The organism is Campylobacter sp. MIT 12-5580 (genome assembly GCF_005406235.1).
Classification (GTDB): Bacteria; Campylobacterota; Campylobacteria; order Campylobacterales; family Campylobacteraceae; genus Campylobacter_D.
On sequence record NZ_NXLK01000003.1, the window covers coordinates 159,253 to 176,123 of the forward strand.

The 16,871-nt window shown below is 33.9% G+C and carries 15 protein-coding genes; 6 read left to right on the forward strand and 9 right to left on the reverse strand.

What is annotated here, in order from left to right; translation table 11 throughout:
• Positions 1–140: 140 nt before the first annotated feature.
• Positions 141–1,565 carry a hypothetical protein gene (locus CQA38_RS04360; RefSeq protein ID WP_137632774.1) on the reverse strand — a complete coding sequence of 475 codons (1,425 nt, stop codon included), beginning with the start codon at positions 1,563–1,565 and terminating at the stop codon, positions 141–143.
• Between the two features lie 151 nt (positions 1,566–1,716).
• Between CQA38_RS04360 and CQA38_RS04365 the strand changes: the two genes are divergently transcribed.
• The 5 genes from CQA38_RS04365 (at position 1,717) to CQA38_RS04385 (ending at position 7,887) form a co-directional block, all read left to right on the forward strand.
• Positions 1,717–2,274, forward strand: a complete 558-nt coding sequence (locus CQA38_RS04365) for an rRNA adenine N-6-methyltransferase family protein (RefSeq protein ID WP_137632775.1) — start codon at positions 1,717–1,719, stop codon at positions 2,272–2,274.
• Positions 2,275–2,411: 137 nt separating this feature from the next.
• Positions 2,412–2,909, forward strand: coding sequence for a PAS domain-containing protein (locus tag CQA38_RS04370; RefSeq protein WP_137632776.1), 498 nt, complete (start codon positions 2,412–2,414; stop codon positions 2,907–2,909).
• A 6-nt stretch (positions 2,910–2,915) separates the two neighbouring features.
• On the forward strand, positions 2,916–4,292 hold the full coding sequence (locus CQA38_RS04375; RefSeq protein WP_137632777.1) for a methyl-accepting chemotaxis protein: 1,377 nt from the start codon (positions 2,916–2,918) through the stop codon (positions 4,290–4,292).
• Positions 4,293–4,411: 119 nt separating this feature from the next.
• Complete coding sequence (locus CQA38_RS04380) at positions 4,412–5,605, forward strand: metal-dependent hydrolase (protein ID WP_137632899.1); 1,194 nt, start codon at positions 4,412–4,414, stop codon at positions 5,603–5,605.
• Between the two features lie 230 nt (positions 5,606–5,835).
• Positions 5,836–7,887 carry a TonB-dependent receptor gene (locus CQA38_RS04385; protein ID WP_137632778.1) on the forward strand — a complete coding sequence of 684 codons (2,052 nt, stop codon included), beginning with the start codon at positions 5,836–5,838 and terminating at the stop codon, positions 7,885–7,887.
• Positions 7,888–7,982: 95 nt separating this feature from the next.
• Here CQA38_RS04385 and CQA38_RS04390 read toward each other — a convergent pair whose 3' ends face one another.
• From CQA38_RS04390 to htpG, 5 genes are all read right to left on the reverse strand, one after another.
• A complete protein-coding gene (locus CQA38_RS04390; protein ID WP_249355189.1) occupies positions 7,983–9,725 on the reverse strand; it encodes a Na/Pi cotransporter family protein in 1,743 nt (580 codons plus the stop codon).
• A 244-nt stretch (positions 9,726–9,969) separates the two neighbouring features.
• Positions 9,970–10,995, reverse strand: a complete 1,026-nt coding sequence (locus CQA38_RS04395; protein WP_137632780.1) for a cytochrome-c peroxidase — start codon at positions 10,993–10,995, stop codon at positions 9,970–9,972.
• 193 nt (positions 10,996–11,188) lie between these two features.
• Entirely contained in the window at positions 11,189–11,635 is a 447-nt protein-coding gene (locus CQA38_RS04400; RefSeq protein WP_137632781.1) for a hypothetical protein, read from the reverse strand.
• The gene (locus CQA38_RS04405; RefSeq protein ID WP_137632782.1) at positions 11,632–11,982 is read right to left on the reverse strand and encodes a rhodanese-like domain-containing protein; all 351 of its coding nucleotides are present in this window, start codon (positions 11,980–11,982) and stop codon (positions 11,632–11,634) included. Before CQA38_RS04405 ends, CQA38_RS04400 begins: the two co-directional genes overlap by 4 nt.
• The gene (htpG, locus tag CQA38_RS04410; RefSeq protein WP_137632783.1) at positions 11,979–13,826 is read right to left on the reverse strand and encodes a molecular chaperone HtpG; all 1,848 of its coding nucleotides are present in this window, start codon (positions 13,824–13,826) and stop codon (positions 11,979–11,981) included. The genes CQA38_RS04405 and htpG overlap by 4 nt, the downstream gene beginning before the upstream one ends.
• 155 nt (positions 13,827–13,981) lie before the next feature.
• Here htpG and CQA38_RS04415 point away from each other — a divergent pair, with 155 nt between their 5' ends.
• On the forward strand, positions 13,982–15,169 hold the full coding sequence (locus tag CQA38_RS04415) for a hypothetical protein (protein ID WP_137632784.1): 1,188 nt from the start codon (positions 13,982–13,984) through the stop codon (positions 15,167–15,169).
• A gap of 25 nt (positions 15,170–15,194) precedes the next feature.
• Here the strand turns inward: CQA38_RS04415 and CQA38_RS04420 are convergent, their stop codons facing one another.
• The 3 genes from CQA38_RS04420 to CQA38_RS04430 all read right to left on the reverse strand — a co-directional run bounded on the left by CQA38_RS04420 (position 15,195) and on the right by CQA38_RS04430 (position 16,742).
• A complete protein-coding gene (locus CQA38_RS04420) occupies positions 15,195–15,773 on the reverse strand; it encodes a hypothetical protein (protein WP_137632785.1) in 579 nt (192 codons plus the stop codon).
• 46 nt (positions 15,774–15,819) lie between these two features.
• Positions 15,820–16,317 (reverse strand): hypothetical protein, encoded by a 498-nt coding sequence (locus tag CQA38_RS04425; RefSeq protein ID WP_137632786.1) that lies wholly within the window; start codon positions 16,315–16,317, stop codon positions 15,820–15,822.
• An 83-nt stretch (positions 16,318–16,400) separates the two neighbouring features.
• Positions 16,401–16,742, reverse strand: a complete 342-nt coding sequence (locus CQA38_RS04430; RefSeq protein ID WP_137632787.1) for a hypothetical protein — start codon at positions 16,740–16,742, stop codon at positions 16,401–16,403.
• Between the last annotated feature and the right edge of the window lie 129 nt (positions 16,743–16,871).

Sequence of the window (16,871 nt, forward strand, 5' to 3'; positions counted from 1 at the left end):
GTTTTTTAAGACACTCAAACGAAGTCACAGAACACAGAGCATTCGCACAATCGCAGTAAAAAAAATGTGTTGGATCCTCTTTAACATTAATACGAGCCATTCAGGCTAAGAAATTATAGCAAATTTTTCTTTATGCTTGATTAAATAAGCTTAAATTTAGTCTTGCCGTATTTATCAAAATGCTTACCTTCAAGGATAATATCAGCTGCATTTTCCCATGCTGTTTTTTCATCGATATATACCATATCAAAGGTGTTATCACGCATTAAGGATTGGTAATTTACCTTTTTTGGAGCATATTTGACGATAAAGTAAGGATTGAGCGTGAAGACTTGAATTTTGATCTTTGTAAGTAGTTCAAGATCGCTTGTAACAACAAGAAATTTTTTACCATGCTCTTTGTTGATCTTTTGCAAATACGCATAAAGCTTTTGATCGCTTGGATTTAAAGAAGCCTTATCAAGACGGCTTAGATAAAGTTCAGCAAAGGATAAAGCGCAAAAAGAATGTTCTGTGTTGTTTCTTGAAAAATATGAGTTTTTCACTCCAGAAGATTTGAGCGCAATGCTCCAAATTTTAGTATCCATGATAGTTGCGCACAAATTCAGCCCTGTGATGATTTTTTGAAAAAGTTTTTCCCTTGAAAGTTTAAAGGCGTTTTCAAAAAGACTAAGATTTTTTTTATAAAAATCATTTCTTAAGCCCTCCAAACGCGTTAAAGTTTCTTTAAAATAAGTGATTTCTTTGATTAGCTCGTCCATTCTGTCTTGTTTGGCTTTGATTTTGTCTGGATCAGGCTTTGGCTTAGAAGTGAGTAAGCGCATTTCAGTTTGTGCGGTGCGAAGCTGATGTTCATTTGATGTGAGGCGGTTTTTTCTTGTATCTATTGTAGCAACTAGAGCTTGATAATGACATTGCACTGAAAGAAAAATTTCATTAAAAATTCGCGTTGTGTTAAGGAGTTTTTGTTTATCTCTCATATCATTGAATGAGTTTTCAAGGTGCATTGTAATGCTTTTGAGTGTGGCAAATTGGGTTTGATTGATAGAATTATCCATAAAAATGAGCGTATCAAAAGCCTTATTTAAAAAGCGTTTGATGATGAAAAAATCAAGTATGCAAGGGGCTTCTTTATCGTTGTTTTCCATATTTACCTTTAAGGCTTCAACGGAGAGAATTTCGCCTTCAAAGTATTTTTGAATCGCTTGGGGTATAGTCATAGATAAAGGGATATGATCAATGCTATCAAAATCAGTCGTTCTAAAAAGCTGTGTGATATAAGCACTGCGTCTTGAATTTTGCACATCTTCAAGCGCATCATCGCTATCAGTTCGCCAAAAATCTTGCTCTGTGATAAAATCACCTTCTTTAAATTCTTGATATTTTGAAGGTTTTAAGCTTGTGATTCTTTTTCCATCGGCGTTAAATTCAACAAAAACGCCAGCACTTGGCATTGATTTTTTATCATGCCAATTTTGTCTGTTAAAGTCAAAAAAAACTTTAGCTAAATTCATCACCGTTCCACGTCCAGTAGAATCCATATATACCATTATCTTCCCATGCATATTTTTCCTTAAAGTTTTTTGTCTTTACCAATAAAAAATCCGCATATCTTAACAAATTTTTTATAATAAGCAGATTAAATTTTCACATTTAATTCACTTTTATTATATATAATGGCGACGCATTTTAATTTTAAGCTTAAAAAGGTAGATAATGTTTATTTATCGTTATGTTAGACATCCTAAGCAAGTTGGAGCTTTGTGTTCAAGTTCAGGCAAGCTTGCTTTTATTATCACTGAAAATATAGGACTTAAAGAAGCGGATAATATCGTTGAAATAGGTGCTGGAACAGGTGCTTTTACCAAACAAATTTTAAAAAAGAAAAAAAACGAGGCGAATTTTTTTGCGATAGAAATCGATCAGAAAATGGCTCAAAAACTTCAAGAACGTTTTGAAAATCTCGATATAGAAGTGAATTCAGCATATCATTTAAAAGAATTTATGCAAAAAAGAAACATAAAAAGTCTTGATACTATAGTTTCAGGTATTCCTTGGGCTTTGCTGAAGCCAAAAGAGCAAGAAAGGCTTTTGAATGTGCTTTATGAAAGTTTAAGTGAAGGAGGATATTTTTCTACTTTTGCATATGTGCTTCCAACTCTTGCAGCAAGACGTTTTAAAAAGCAACTTTTTTCTTTATTTAAAGAAGTAAAAATTTCTAAGATTGTGTGGCAAAATATCCCGCCAGCTTTTGTGTATTATTGTAAAAAATGATTAAAATCAACACTTTTAAAGAAAAATAGTTTTAAAACTAAGGTATTTAAAGATAAATTTTATATATATTTTTATATACTACATATCATTTTTGTAAAAAAATATTTAATTAAACATTTTAAAAATAGGGTTTTATAATGGACGAAATCATAGTTAAAGACACAACCTTAATCACTTCAAAAACGGACTTAAAAGGCTATATAACCTACGCAAATGATGATTTTGTTTTTTATTCTGGGTATTCTATAAGAGAACTTATCCATAAAAATCACAACATTATCCGTCATCCTGATATGCCAAAAGCAGCATTTAAGGTACTTTGGGATTATATACAAGATGATAAGGAATTTTTTGCTTTTGTAAAAAACAAGCGTAAAAATGGTGGATTTTATTGGGTTTTTACAAATATCACACCTTCTCATAATGAAAAAGGCGAGATTATCGGGTATTATTCTGTTAGACGTGCGCCAAATCGCAAATATCTTGGTTTAATGAGTGATGTGTATAAAAAAGTAAAAGATTATGAAGAAAAACACGGCTTAGAAGCTGGTGTAAAAGAGCTTGAAGATATAATCAAAGGCTATAATATGAGTTATAATGAGCTGATTTTTAGACTACAAAGAAATGAAATTTAAGGCAAGATGATGAAAAAGATTATATACGCACAACTTATTTTTTTCGCTGCTTGTTTTGTGTTTGCTTTGATTATGCAGTATTTTGTATTTGCTGGTTTGCTTTGTATTGGAGTTTTGCTTTGTGCTTTAGCTTTATTTTCATATCAAAAAGATGAAAAACTTATCACTAAGCTTTTAGAGCTTTCAAGAGAGCTTAAAAATGGCAATTTTGACGGAAGAATAGTATATTTAGACTCTGCAAATAAAAAGCTGATCGAGTTTTGCGACAATTTAAACAATACCATAGACGGCTTAGAAGCGTATTTAAGAGAGATTAACACTTCTATCACTTGCTCTTCAAAACACGAGTTCTACCGAAAAGCTTTGAGAAAGGGCTTAAAAGGCATTTTTGTGCGAAACATAGACTTTACAAATGAAGCCTTAAGCGATATAGAAAAAACAGCCAAAACCTTTTTTAAAAATGCTCTTTCTAAAACCTTGCTTGATCTTAGCTTAAGCAATCAAAACACAGATTTAGCCCAAATTTCATCTTCGCTTAATGATGATATAAACTCTATGCGAGTAGTGAGCGAAAATATCAGCTCGATTTTAGATATCTCAAAAACGAGTGCAGATGAAGTTGATGCTTTGCAAAGCTTCATTCATCTTTTAAGCGAAGTGGCAAGTTCAAGCCAAGAAAGCGTGCAAGAGTTTGCCCAAAGTTCCAAAAGCATTTCAATGATTGTTGAGGTGATTAAAGATATAGCCGAGCAAACCAATCTTTTAGCACTAAACGCAGCCATTGAAGCAGCGCGTGCTGGCGAGCATGGTAGAGGCTTTGCGGTAGTGGCTGATGAGGTGCGAAATTTAGCCGAAAGAACGCAAAAATCAACCACTGAGATCAGCGCAGCTATCGCAGCTATGCAACAAAACTTCGATGATGTCGAGCAAGGCACGCAAAAGGTGTTTTCTATAGCTCGTGATTCTGAAGAAAAAATTTCTCGCTTTAGCTCGGCTTTTGAAGAGCTAAAAACCAATAGTTTAAATCTTAATCAAGAATTTCAACATTTTGCTCAAAATTTGGTGCAAAGTGCTGTTAAGATCGAGCATATACTTTACAAATCAAGCGTGTATTTGAGTTTAAATCAGGCTAAAGATCATATCAACAATCAAGATCCAATCTCAAATTTATATGCACATAACGAGCAGATTAAAGCTGTCATTTCAAAATTTATCTCAGCACAAGAGCTTGAAAAGAGCAAAAAACTCATCGAAGAAAAAGTGCAAAGCTCACTTAAACTTTGCGAACAAACGATGATTGATAAGCAAACTCATGACGCAATCATCGATGATATTAAGCAAATTGAATCCGAAAGTAGGGCATTTTTACAAAAATTAGTTTAAATGCCTTAAAGTTTTTACTTGATATAAAAAATACCAAAGCTTAGGGCTAAAAATAATACAAATTGATACGCACTTATGCTACAATATTTTTTAATCAAAACTGCGAAGGAATGACTGCCATGCTCATTAAAAATGCTAAAATTTACGGACAAGAGCAAGCTGATGTAAGGATTGAAGGCGAAACAATCGCACAAATCGCACCAAATTTAAGCCCCAAAAATGATGAAGAAGTGCTTTATGCAAATGATTTAAGCTTACTTCCTTCTTTTATCGATCTTAATGTCAATCTCAAAAATGATACCTTTAGTCTTGAAAATTTAGAGCTTTTGCAAAACGAATGCTTAAAATCTGGCATATCATCTATCATGCTTCGCGATAAGATGAACTTTGATACCCAAAGCTTTGCTTTGTTTTTACAAGCTTTAAAGCACAATCTTATAGAAATTTTCCCAAGCATAAATGTGCTTGATGATGAAAAAAAGATTAAAAATTTAGCCACTTTAATCAACAAAGGAGCAAAGGCTTTGGAGCTTCAAAGCTCGCTTGATGCGAATTCTTTAAGAATGAGTATGCAATATGCTTTGATGAAAAAAATTCCTATCTTTAGCTTTTGTTTTGAAGCGCATTTTGATGATAATGGCGTGATGAATGACAGCCCTACAAGCTTTGAATTAGGACTTGTTGGCATTAGTGAAGTAGGAGAGCTTAGCGAGGTAGCAAAAATGAAGCAAATTGCTGAGTTTTATGGCGTTGAACTAGTGTATGATAAGCTAAGCCTTGCTTCATCTTTGCATTTATTAGACGCAAAAGATAAGACACAAGTTAGTATTCATCATCTGCTTAAAAGCGATGAGGCGTGCAAGGGCTTTAACAGCTTTGCTAAACTTATGCCACCTTTAAGAAGCAAAGAAAATGCTTACGCGTTAAAACAAGCCTTAAAAGCTGGTAAAATCAGCTTTTTAAGTGCAGATCATAGCCCAAAATCAATCACTTTTAAAGACTTAGCCTTTAATGAAGCTGCCTTTGGAATTCATTCAATCTGCGAATATATAAGTCTTTGCTATACTTTTTTAGTCAAAGAAGGCTTTATGAGCTGGGAAGAACTTTGTGATTATACAAGCTTTAACCAAGCTCAGTTTTTAGGCTTAAACAGCGGTAAAATAGCTGTTGGAAAGCTTGCTAATCTCGTGCTTTTTGATGAAAAAACGAGTTTTTATCCTGTAAAAACAAGCTTGTATGCAAATGATAAGCTATTTGGCGAACTTAAAGCCCATATCATCAAAGGTAAAGTGCTTTTTAAAGCAGATGATTAAGAACAGCTTGCAAGGGCAATTCAAAAGCTTTCAAACACAAAATTGTTACATAAAATTAAAAACCAATCTTGAGTATAAATGAAAAAGAAAATTTGTATTAAAATTAAAATTTTCTTTTCAAGTTTAAGTTACTTTTAATCCTTTTATTTTTATAATTTTTCGTCAATATTATGATATTAGTTATTATCAGCTATAACATAATTTTGAGATTTTATTTTTTAAGGAAAAATATGAAAATATCAAAAACCTTAGCGTATTCTTCTATACTTTTAGCTCATTTAGCTTTAGCAGAAACGGCTTTAAAGACAGATAATGTTGTCATTTCTGCGACTGGTTTTGAACAAGATGCTGATAGTAATTTAAGAAATGTTATCGTTATTTCAGGTAAAGATCTTGAGGATAAAGGCTATACCTCTGTTGAAGAGGCTTTGAGTCGTCAAGCTGGCGTGCAGTTTAATAGAACTGGAAATTTTACCAATAAAAGCACCAATGTAGATATGAGAGGGCAAGGTAATAGAGCCAATGCTGCTGTTAAGGTGATGATAGATGGTGTAACACTGAATGTGCTTGATCAAGAAAAGCTACATGCAGCTGGCGTAACGATAAGTCCGCTTGATAGCGTAGCGATTGAAGATATAGAACGCATTGAGATTATCCCTGGCGGTGGAGCTGTGCTTTACGGAAATGGCACGAGGGGGGGGGCAATTAACATCATTACCAAGAAAAACAAAACCCCTCAAGCTTCTATAAGTTTTAAAGAACAAATTTTTGATAGCGGTAATGCTTCTTCTCATCTTAATCTAAACTTTTCAAATCAAATCAGTCAAAATTTAGCTTTTTCAGCCAATATCAGCGGTTTTGGTGGAGAAGGTTATAGAGATGGCGATAAAGATAATGGCTTTTATGCAAAAACAAAGCTTTATGTTGATATAGATGATAGACAAAGCTTGAATTTTGGTTTTGGGTATTTTAAGGATAGCGCAAAAAGCACAGATTCAATCACAAAGGCTCAGGCTGAAGACAATCCTAAGCAAAGAGGAAGCACAAACAACTCTTATAACATTACTCGCCCAGAGTTTAATACTGAATATAAAGTTAGTCTAAGTGATATATGGGATATTAACGCACAAGCGTTTTGGCAAAAACAACAAGTTGATATTGCAGAAGGTGATACCGGCTTTTTTAGTAGCGGAAATTTTGAAGATAGCGTGCAAGGCATAAGCCTTAAATCAAAGATTGATTATATGCAAAACTCATATTTTGTCTTTGGATATAACTTTGAACGACACAAATCAGTTACCTTCAGTAATAGCTTTTCAAATGTTTGGGCTGATGATAGAAAAGATACGCATTCTATCTTTGCTCTTGATTCACATCAATTTAATGATTTTTTTGCGTTAAGTGGTGGGGCAAGATATGAGTATGCAAAATACGATCAATCAAGTAGAAGCGTAACTAGTGTAGGTGTGCAAAGCTATAGAAGTGTTTTTGATACAAATAGCAACAACTTCGCCTTAGAGCTTACTCCAAGCTTTGCTTACTCTGACACTGGACGTTTTTATGCCAAATACGAACGAGGTTATATCTCGCCAACGCCTTATCAGTTTAGACAAAGCAGAAGGGTAAATAATGTAACACAATATTCAATGAATGATAACTTAAAATCAGAAACTTATGATACTTACGAACTTGGAATGAGTGATTATCTTTTTGGTTTTTATGGGCTTGATGTAGCACTTTATTATACTCAAAGCAAAGATGAGATCACCTCAAGATCAAGCGGTTCAAATTTCCACTTATCTCAAAATGGCTTTGGCTTTTACAATCTTGACAAAACAATCCGCTATGGTGTAGATATCAACGCTAGACAAGACTTTGATGGTTTTAGTTTTTATGAGAATTTCTCTTATGTTGATGCACGTATTTCAGGAGGAGATTTAGACAAGAAAAGAATTCCTTTTGTTTCAGCTTATAAGGTAAGTGTTGGGGCTGATTATGAGATCATTAGTGATTTAAGAGTGTTTGCTGACTTGATCTATGCTTCAAAAGCAAGAGAGGATCAAAACAATCAATACTGGATCAAAGAACATTTCGTTACTGATATAGGAGCAACTTATACTTATGAGAAGCTTAGTATTTTTGCAGGTGTGAAAAATCTCTTTGATTACAAATACTATCTTTCACAAAGCACGAGCACAAACCAAACAACAGGTGTTACTACGACTTCGGTATTGCCAGCTGATGGCAGAAATTATTATGTAGAGTTTAAATACAAATTCTAAGCCCTGCATAACTTCATCTCTTTCACAAATTTTGAATGAAAGCAAGTTTTTATAAGCTTGCTTTCAAATTTTTTAAATTTTTATTGCTTTTATGCTTAAGCTTTGTCATTTTTTTCTGCTTTTTTCTCCCATTCATCTTTAGTAAAGATGATTTCTATAGCTTCGATGATCTCTTCAGCTATTTTTGCGCTAAAGGCTGTATCATTGAGTATAGAAATGCCTTCTGCGGTGCTAATTTTGCCTTTTGAGATGAGATTTTCAATCTGTTTTAAAGACTCATTATCCACTTCTTTAAGCATAATTTTGGCTTTTTCAAAGTTTTTAACGATCAAATACGCCTTTTCTTCATCGACTTTTCTTAGCTCCTCTACGCTTCTTAAAAGCTCGCCTAGGTTAATCCTCATAAAATGATACTGCGAGGCTAGATCAGGGTTGTTTGAGTTGGCGTATTTTTTCATATTGCCTTGAATGATTTTAAGATTTTTGCTTGCTTCGCTGAGGTGTTTAGCAGCGAGTTTGAGCTGGAAAATTCTATTATTTTTGGCTTCATCATCAACATAAAGTTGCACTTTTGTTGAAAAGTCGATAATAGCTTCAAAAAGCACCTTAATCTTGCTTTTGTATAAATAATCCAAATCCACATTTTTATTCACCCATTTTTTAGCCTTGATAATCTCATCAAAACTCTTTGAGCTTGATATATCGCCACGACTTAAGCCTATGGTATAGATGATGATTGTTGAGGTGTTTTCATACAAATGCATACTTTCTTTTTCAAGGGCAGCAATGGCTGTGTCGCTATACTTAATCAAGTTTTCATCAAGATAAAGTGGCTTGTCTTTGTTTTTGTCTTTTGGTGCTTTGATCTTTTTGTTAAGATAGCGGACGATTTTTTCGCTATAAGGCGTAAAGATGATGATAGCGATAAGGTTAAACAAGGTATGAAATAAAGCCGTTTTAAGCGTGAGATTATCTTGTGAGATATGAAGCAAACTAGCGATAAGATCAACCAAACGCACAAAATACGGAAAAATCGCCAGCACGATAATAGCGATAGCAAAGTTAAAAATGCAGTTTGCAAAAGCAAGTTTTTTGCCTTCTATGTTTGTGCCAAGCGAGGCTAAAAGTGCGGTAACGACGCCACCTACACTTGTGCCAAGTGTGGCTGCTAGGGCGTTTTCGTAGCTGATTTGCTCTGAAAGTAGGGCTGAGATGATAAGAGCTATTGTTGCTGTGCTTGATTGTATCACGCCAGTAAGCAAGGCTCCAAGTGCTGCAAAAATGAGAATGCCTTTAAAGCCTTCAAAATTAAAACGAGCTAAATTTAAAATTTCTTTTACATTTTCAAAGCCATTTTTGATATAATCCACACCCAAAAAGAAAAAACCAATACCGATAAAAATCGAACCCAAGCCCTTAAACAAGCTATCTTGTTGAAAATACAGCAAAACCCCAATCACGATTAAAGGCACAGCAAGTGTAGAAATTTTAGTGCTAGTTAAGCCCACGATGATCCATGAACTTGCTGTGTTGCCTAAATTTGCACCAAAGATAATGCCAATGCCTTGCACAAGTGTGATAAGTCCAGCTGAAAGAAAAGAGATAGTAATGACAGAAACCAAAGAAGAAGACTGCATAATAAGCGTGCTAATAGCCCCAAAAGAAGTGCTTTTAAGCTTAGTATCTGTAAATTTAGCAAGAATTTTTTCAAGAAAACCACCACCAAAAGCCTTAAAACCAGTGCTTAAATTCATCATACCGATGAGTAAGATCGCCACCCCAGCCAAAATCGTTGCAAGTTGAGAAAATACCACCAAAATATAGGCTAAAATCACCATAAAAATTAAAGTAATGATCTTTTTATACTCGTTTAAGTCAAGCTTTTTAAGCAAGGCAAACTCCTTATAGAACATAAATTTAAAAATATATTTTATTTTTCAATCAAATTTAAAAGTAAAATATTTTATGTAATTGTAGAAAAATTTATATTTTTGCTTGCGAATTATAACAAATTTTTAACTTGTTTTATAAATATTTACAAAACTTTTACCATTCAATGAAGAATGGTAAAAGTACTTGCTTTTAAAGCTGAGGTTTTGGTGTTTTATCAGTTGAGATTGGAAGCTGAGGATAAGAAATTTGTGGCTTTTCCCCGCTTAAAGCATGAAGGAATTTTTCTATGCTTTTTGCTTCTTTGTTGCTGATTTCTATGCCAAGTTGCACGCTTCCCATTTCTTTAATGGCTTCTTGCAAAGACCAAATGGCTCCATTGTGAAAATACGGAGCTGTTTCAGCGATATTTCTTAAAGTTGGAGTTTTTACAAGTCCGTTTTCATCGCCTTTAAAATCCCCAAGATTTGCGAATTTATATTGGCTAGCTACTTCAAATGCTTGCATAGAGCCGCCCAAATTTATACCATTATGGCAGCTTACGCAGCCTTTATCGATAAAAAGTTTAAGTCCGGCTTGTTCTTCCTTAGTCAAAGCTTTTTCATCGCCTCTTAAGAACTTATCGTAGCGAGATGGAGTGATGAGGGTTCGCTCAAAATTAGCTATCGCATCAGCGATATTATCAAAATTAACGCCACTTCTGCCGTAAATCTTTTTAAATTCGCTTACATATTCAGGCAAAGATGAAATTTTTTCTACAGCAAGTTTAGCTGGAGTTGCCATTTCAGGTTCAGCCTCGATAGGTCCTTTGGCTTGATCGGCTAGAGTTTTAGCTCTTCCGTCCCAAAATTGTGTTGTGTTAAGCACTGAATTATACACCGTTGGAGAGTTAAGGTGATGAGGGTTGCTCGCCCATTTATGCCCAACAGCTGCTGAAACGCCGTCTGTTCCACCTAAGCCTAAGTTATGACAGGTATTACAAGAAATGATACCACTTTTTGAAAGTCTAGGCTCAAAATACAACTTTTTGCCAAGCTCGGCTTTTTCTACGCTAAATTTACTTGCTTCTAAGCCGTTTTCTTTAAGTACAAGATCAACTTCGGCTTGATTTTGCGGTAGGGGTAAGAGATTGAAGCTTTTGGCTTCCTCAACTAAAGATGCTGCACTCAAGCTTGAGCTGAGTATCAATGCAGACAAGAGAGAAATACTCTTTTTCATTTTAAACTCCTTTTAAATAAAAAGTAAATCTATTATAGGTTGATAAAGTTTAAAAAGAAATAAAATTTATCAATAAAAATAAAATATCTTTTCATAAAGGAACATTTTTTTTGATAAAAATGAAAAATTAAGGCGCAAAATCAAAGCTAAGCTTTGAGTAAAAATGAATTGATAAAGATTAAAAAAGATGAATTTAAGCTTGCTTTTCTTGCAGACTTTTAAATTTATCCATAAGTGTTATTCTTAGCTCATCAGCTTTTGCTTCGCCATCTTTAAGATATGTTTCTATCACACTTTCAAGTGTTTTTAAAAACTCAAAAAGCTCATTTTGCCACACTTCATCATTTTTTTTGCTTAAATTCATCGTTTGTATAAAGGTAAGCTTTCTGCTTAAATCCCCTAGTTTTTCTAAAAATTCAGCCCTTAAATTTTCATCTTTAAGCAAGCTTAAATCAGCTTCTATTTGGCTTTTAAGCTCGCCTATTTTCTCATCGATAAAATCACAAAATTCAGGATACAAGCTCGTTTTTATAGGCTCTAAAAGGGCTTTTTCATCGATTTGCAAAGTGAGTTTTTTGATAGCAAAATAAAGCACTAAAAAAGCCACAGCAGCAATAAGTATATAAATACCCACGCTCATACTAAATCCTGCCCTCTATAAGGCACGCTTTTATAGCCCTCATCAAGCAAAGCGTGCATTCCGCCTTTAAGATTAATTGTGTCTATACCAAGTTTTGCTTTGATTAAATTTGCTGCAGCAGCGGAGCGAAAGCCACTTGCGCACACAAGGGCTTGAGTTTTGCTTTCATCTCTTAGTCTTTGAAATTCTTTGATAAAATCTGGATTTGGCGAGCCATTGCTTAGATTAAAGCTTAAAAGCACGGCTCCTTCTATCACTCCGCTTTCTCTCCATTCGCTTTTATTGCGTATATCAAAGATTTGATAATCCTTTAAAATTTCCTCGCTAATCATTACGCTTTGAATCATTGCAAGGCCTTCAAAACGATTTTACTTAAGCTTTGATTAAACTGGGCTGGGTTTTCTATCCCCATACCCTCGCTTAGTTTTGCCATAGTTAAAAGAATTTCAGCTATGTCAGGAGCATAAGTTGGGTTATTTTTGAGCTTTTCAAAGATAGGGTGTTTTGGGTTAAGTTCTAAGATAGGCTTGATGTGCTGCTCTTGTCCCATTTGTTTTAGGAGTTGTTGCATAGCAAAATCTGGCTTGTTTTTATCATACACTATACAACTTGGGCTTTCACTTAGCCTTGAAGTAGCGCGCACATCATCAACTTCATCTTTTAAAAGTTCTTTAAATTGTGCTAAGATAGGTGCAAACTCTTCTTGAGTTTTTTCATCAAGTGGAGTTTCATCAGCTTGCTGGTTAATCGCTACAAATTTAAGCCCCTCAAACTCAGGCAAGCTTGGTGCGATGATAGTATCGATCTCATCATCAAGTAAAAGCACTTCTATATCTTTGCTTTTATAGCTTTCAAGCAAAGGCGAGCTTTTAAGCAAACTTTCATTTGTCCCACAAATATAAAAAATTTCTTTTTGATCTTCTTTTAAACGACTTTTGTAGGCTTCAAGACTAGTTAGCCCCTCAGCTTTTGTGCTTTTAAAGAGCATAAGTTTGATTAAATTTTCTTTATCATTACCAAAGCCGTAAAGCCCTTCTTTAAGCACTTTACCAAAGGTAGTAAAAAATTCTTTGTATTTTGCTTCATCTTTTGTTTTAAGCTTGGCTAGCTCGCTTAAAATTTTCTTTACGCTTGCTTCTTGCACGGCTTTTAAGATGACATTTTCTTGTAAAATTTCCCTGCTTACATTAAGCGGTAAATCCTCAACATCAATAATCCCACGCACAAAACGCAAGTAACTTGGCAAAAGCTCTTTATCATCATCACTGATAAACACGCGTTTAACATAAAGCTTAAGCCCGCTTTGATAATCTACTCTGTAAAGATCAAAAGGAGCTGTGCTTGGTATGTAAAAAAGGGTATTATACTCAAATTTACCTTCGCTTTTGGTGTGGATATAAAGCAGTGGTTTTTGACTATCATGAAAGGTTTGTTCGTAAAATTTCTCATAATCTTCAGCTTTTAAATTTGCTTTATTTTGTCTCCAAAGAGCGTTTGCGGTGTTAATTTGCACTATTTTTAGCTCTTTTTTAGGCTCTGGGCGTGGATCTTGCTTTTGTTCTTCTTCGGTAAGTGGGATAAATTCTTCTTTTTCCATGAAAATTGGAAATTGAATGTGGTTTGAGTATTTTGCGATGATAGTTTCTATGCGGTAAGGGTTTAAAAACTCATCATCATTTAAAAAAAGCGTGATGGCTGTGCCTTGTTCTTCTTTTTTTGCTTCTTCTATCTCATAGCCCTCAGCTGTGCCTGTCCAAAGATAAGCTTTATCATCAAGGGCTTTTTTGCTTAAAACTTCGATTTTACTTGCCACCATAAAGGCTGAGTAAAAGCCAACGCCAAATTGTCCTATGAGTTGGCTGTCTTTTTTAGCGTCCCCACTTAAATTTGCCAAAAAGCTTTTGGTGCCACTTTTTGCTATGGTGCCAAGATGATTGATAAGATCGTCTTTATCCATACCTATGCCATTGTCGCTTATGCTTAGGGTTTTTGCCTCGCTGTTAAATTTGATGTCTATGCGGGGTGTGAATTTTAAGCTTTTGTATTTGTCATCACTTACACTGAGATAAGTAAGCTTATCAAGGGCATCGCTTGCATTTGATACAAGTTCTCTTAAAAAAATTTCTTTGTTTGAATATAAAGAGTGAATCATAAGCTGTAAAAGCTGATTGACTTCAGTTTGAAACTGCATTTTTTCTCCTTGTTTTGCTGAATTTAAAGGCTGATTGTATAATAAAAATTTAAATATTTTGCTAACGCAGTTTTTTGCTCTTTTTCATAAAAAGCTAAAAGAAAAATGTTTTTTGCCGATTTATTTGCTAGGAAATTTAAGACAAGGCAAAGGATATGGATTTTTCAAGGCTTAATGCAAGTTTAAGAAATTCTTTGGTGTATAAGAGTTTTGATTTTAGCTTAAATTTAAAGCCAAATATACTCAATGACAGCTTCAAAGCAAACTCAAGCACACCAAAAAATGCCACAAATGAAGCAAGCATAGAAGAGAAAAAAGCCTATGAAAAGGTTTTTACGCAAAAAGTTGATAAAAAAGTTCTTGACGCTGAGCGAGGTATGACAACGATATATTTTCGCGATCCCATTACTCAAAAGCTGACAAGAAGTGCTTTAAGCACTGAAAGTCTTTCAAGACTGGGGCAAGAATTTGATCAAAAAGAACTCACAAGAAGAAATGATGGTTCTTATATCTTAAGCGGAAAGGCTGAAAATTTCATCGCTGGTTGGTATGCGGATATCGCTTATACAAGGGGTTATTTGGCTGCTGATAAGGACAAAGATGGCTATTTTAGCACAGCAGAGCTTGAAAATACAAGGGGTGGTTTTACTTTAAATGGTTTTAAAAACGCCTTTGGAGAAGAGTTTTTAAATAGCTTTGAAGTCAAATCTTATATGAGCCTAGCTCTTGAGGATGTGCAATCTTTTAAAAACACAACTCACACCGGCGAATACGGCTCTAAAACTATAGGACTTGAGCTTGATAGAAGTTTAAAAAATGATAAAAATTTTGATGGCAAGATCACTTATGAGGAAAGTGGGGCGATTGAAGCTGAATTTGGCGATGAAACGATCGAGAGTGAAGATGAGTTTTTCGTGAGCTTAAGGCAGATCATCAAGCTTTTTTCAGGTGGAACTGAGACTTTGGATTTAAAGATAAAAGATGTGCTTGATAAGCTTGATAAAGGCGTGAAATATGATGAATTAGAAGAAGCTGAGAAAAGCCTTTTGAAGATGAATTTAGCACAAGAACTTTTTGATGAGAGAAAGGCTGAGGACGGCACAACTTATCTTGAGTTTAACGAGGGTAAATTCAAGTCTTTTTATGAAAATTTCGTGCAAAGTTTTAAGCTTAAATCTGCTAAATTTTTAGGACTTTCAGCAAGCGAGGCTTCAAAGCTTGATTATGAAAAACTAAGCACCATAGTCAAAGAACTTAACACTACGATGATACAAACAAACTCAACAAGTCTTGATGATGTCAATGCTATCATGGGGCTTAAAAAGGTTGATATGATTGTTTAGGTTTGTGGGGTTTTAGGATTTTGGGTTAAAAATTTATAATTGAAAGTTTTTCAGCTAAAGCTTGTTTTGGATAAACAAGTTCTTTTTCTTTGTATTGTTGCATCAATTTTTTTAAGTCTCTAGTATGACCTTCTTTAAAATAAGCAAGGTTTTTATCTTGTTCTTGTTGATTTTTACCTTGCTTTATAACTGAATTGATAAATTTAGTAAGTCTTTTAAAATGATCTAACTCTGCTTTTGTAAGGCTAGTCTGGACATTACTGAGTCGTGCAAGTTGTTGATCTGTGTGGCTAAGAGTTTGGCTTGTTTCAGCTCTTGTTTGGCTTCTATATTCTTTTGTATCTCCACTTCTATCGCTTGTAGGGCTAGGGGCATATTGTTGATCTTGGCTAGACTCTGCATCAATCTTAGCTCCCATAATGGAATTTCTGCCATTTCCTCGTCCTTTAAATGATGAATCATTGACAATAGATTCATGTAAAACTCCATTGCCTCCAACTCTCCTTTCATTACCATTTGAGTCATCTCTACTGACATCTCGTTTTGTTGAAAAAACTCGTCCCTTGTCATCGTCTAATCCTTTCTCGATATTTGCATTATTCAATTTTAGCGAAAAATCATTATGCTTTCTTAAAAAGCTGACTATATTATTAACATTTTTCGCTTATTCTTTTTCTATGCTCTATATTTTTTGAATTTTGTATGTAGTTTATTGCTCTAGCTTTTACACTTCTTTCTTGTATATTTTCTTTTAATTTTTCATAAGGATTAAAGCCTAAAGATTGCATACATAAAAGTGAATTTTTTAAGAAATCCTTACTGAGACTTTCATTGCCAAAAGCATAACCTTGATTTGCATTTAAAAGCATATGATCAAAATAAAAATCCGGTGAGTAATTATCTAGTCTATCTAGTTCTAGTTCATCATTTTTTAAAAGCTTGGTAAATGCTTCTTTAGAGTCATCAAAATTTGTTATATAAAGTATTGTCATATCACAAAGAATATTTGTTTTTTCTTGCTCATCATTTGTTTTATAATAACGACTTACATGTTGATAAAAATAATAAAGAAACTCGTCGTGATCTTGTTTAAGTGTGTCTAAGTTTTCTAAATCTTTATATATTTCGTCAAATTGCTCTTGTGTCATTATTTAATCCTTGTTTTAAGATATTGTTTTCTTGTTTTAATGTTTCATTTGTTTTTTTAAATTGATACTTGATAAATTACTCATTAAGCTGTCCTTGAAAGACCTTGATTTTGTGTTTTTTCTTGAGTTTTTGAGCTAATCATAGCATTTGCTTTTTCTAAAGTCTTTGGGAATAGCTTTGCAAAGTCCTTGAGATTTTCATTGGCATAGTTAATAATGCCTGATATTTGTTTTTTATTGTTTTCAGTAGGATTTATACCAAAGGCATTTGTTGCTTTTTCCAAAGCATTATAAAGCTCTTTTTCTTTAGTCATTGTATTAAAATCACTCTTAATAGAATAACCTGTTTTATGCATAAATTTAACTATGCTTGCCATATCATCTTTGTTTTGACCGCCAAAAACCCTTTTGATTGTTGCAACCATTTGCCTTTCTTCAGCATTAAGATTTTTTTTGCCTATCTTCTTTATTCATTGCAAGCTGAGATTTGATTCTTTTGTTTTTAAGAATTTTAGAAAACATTTCCATTAGAGCTTTATAAGCTTTGTGAAAAT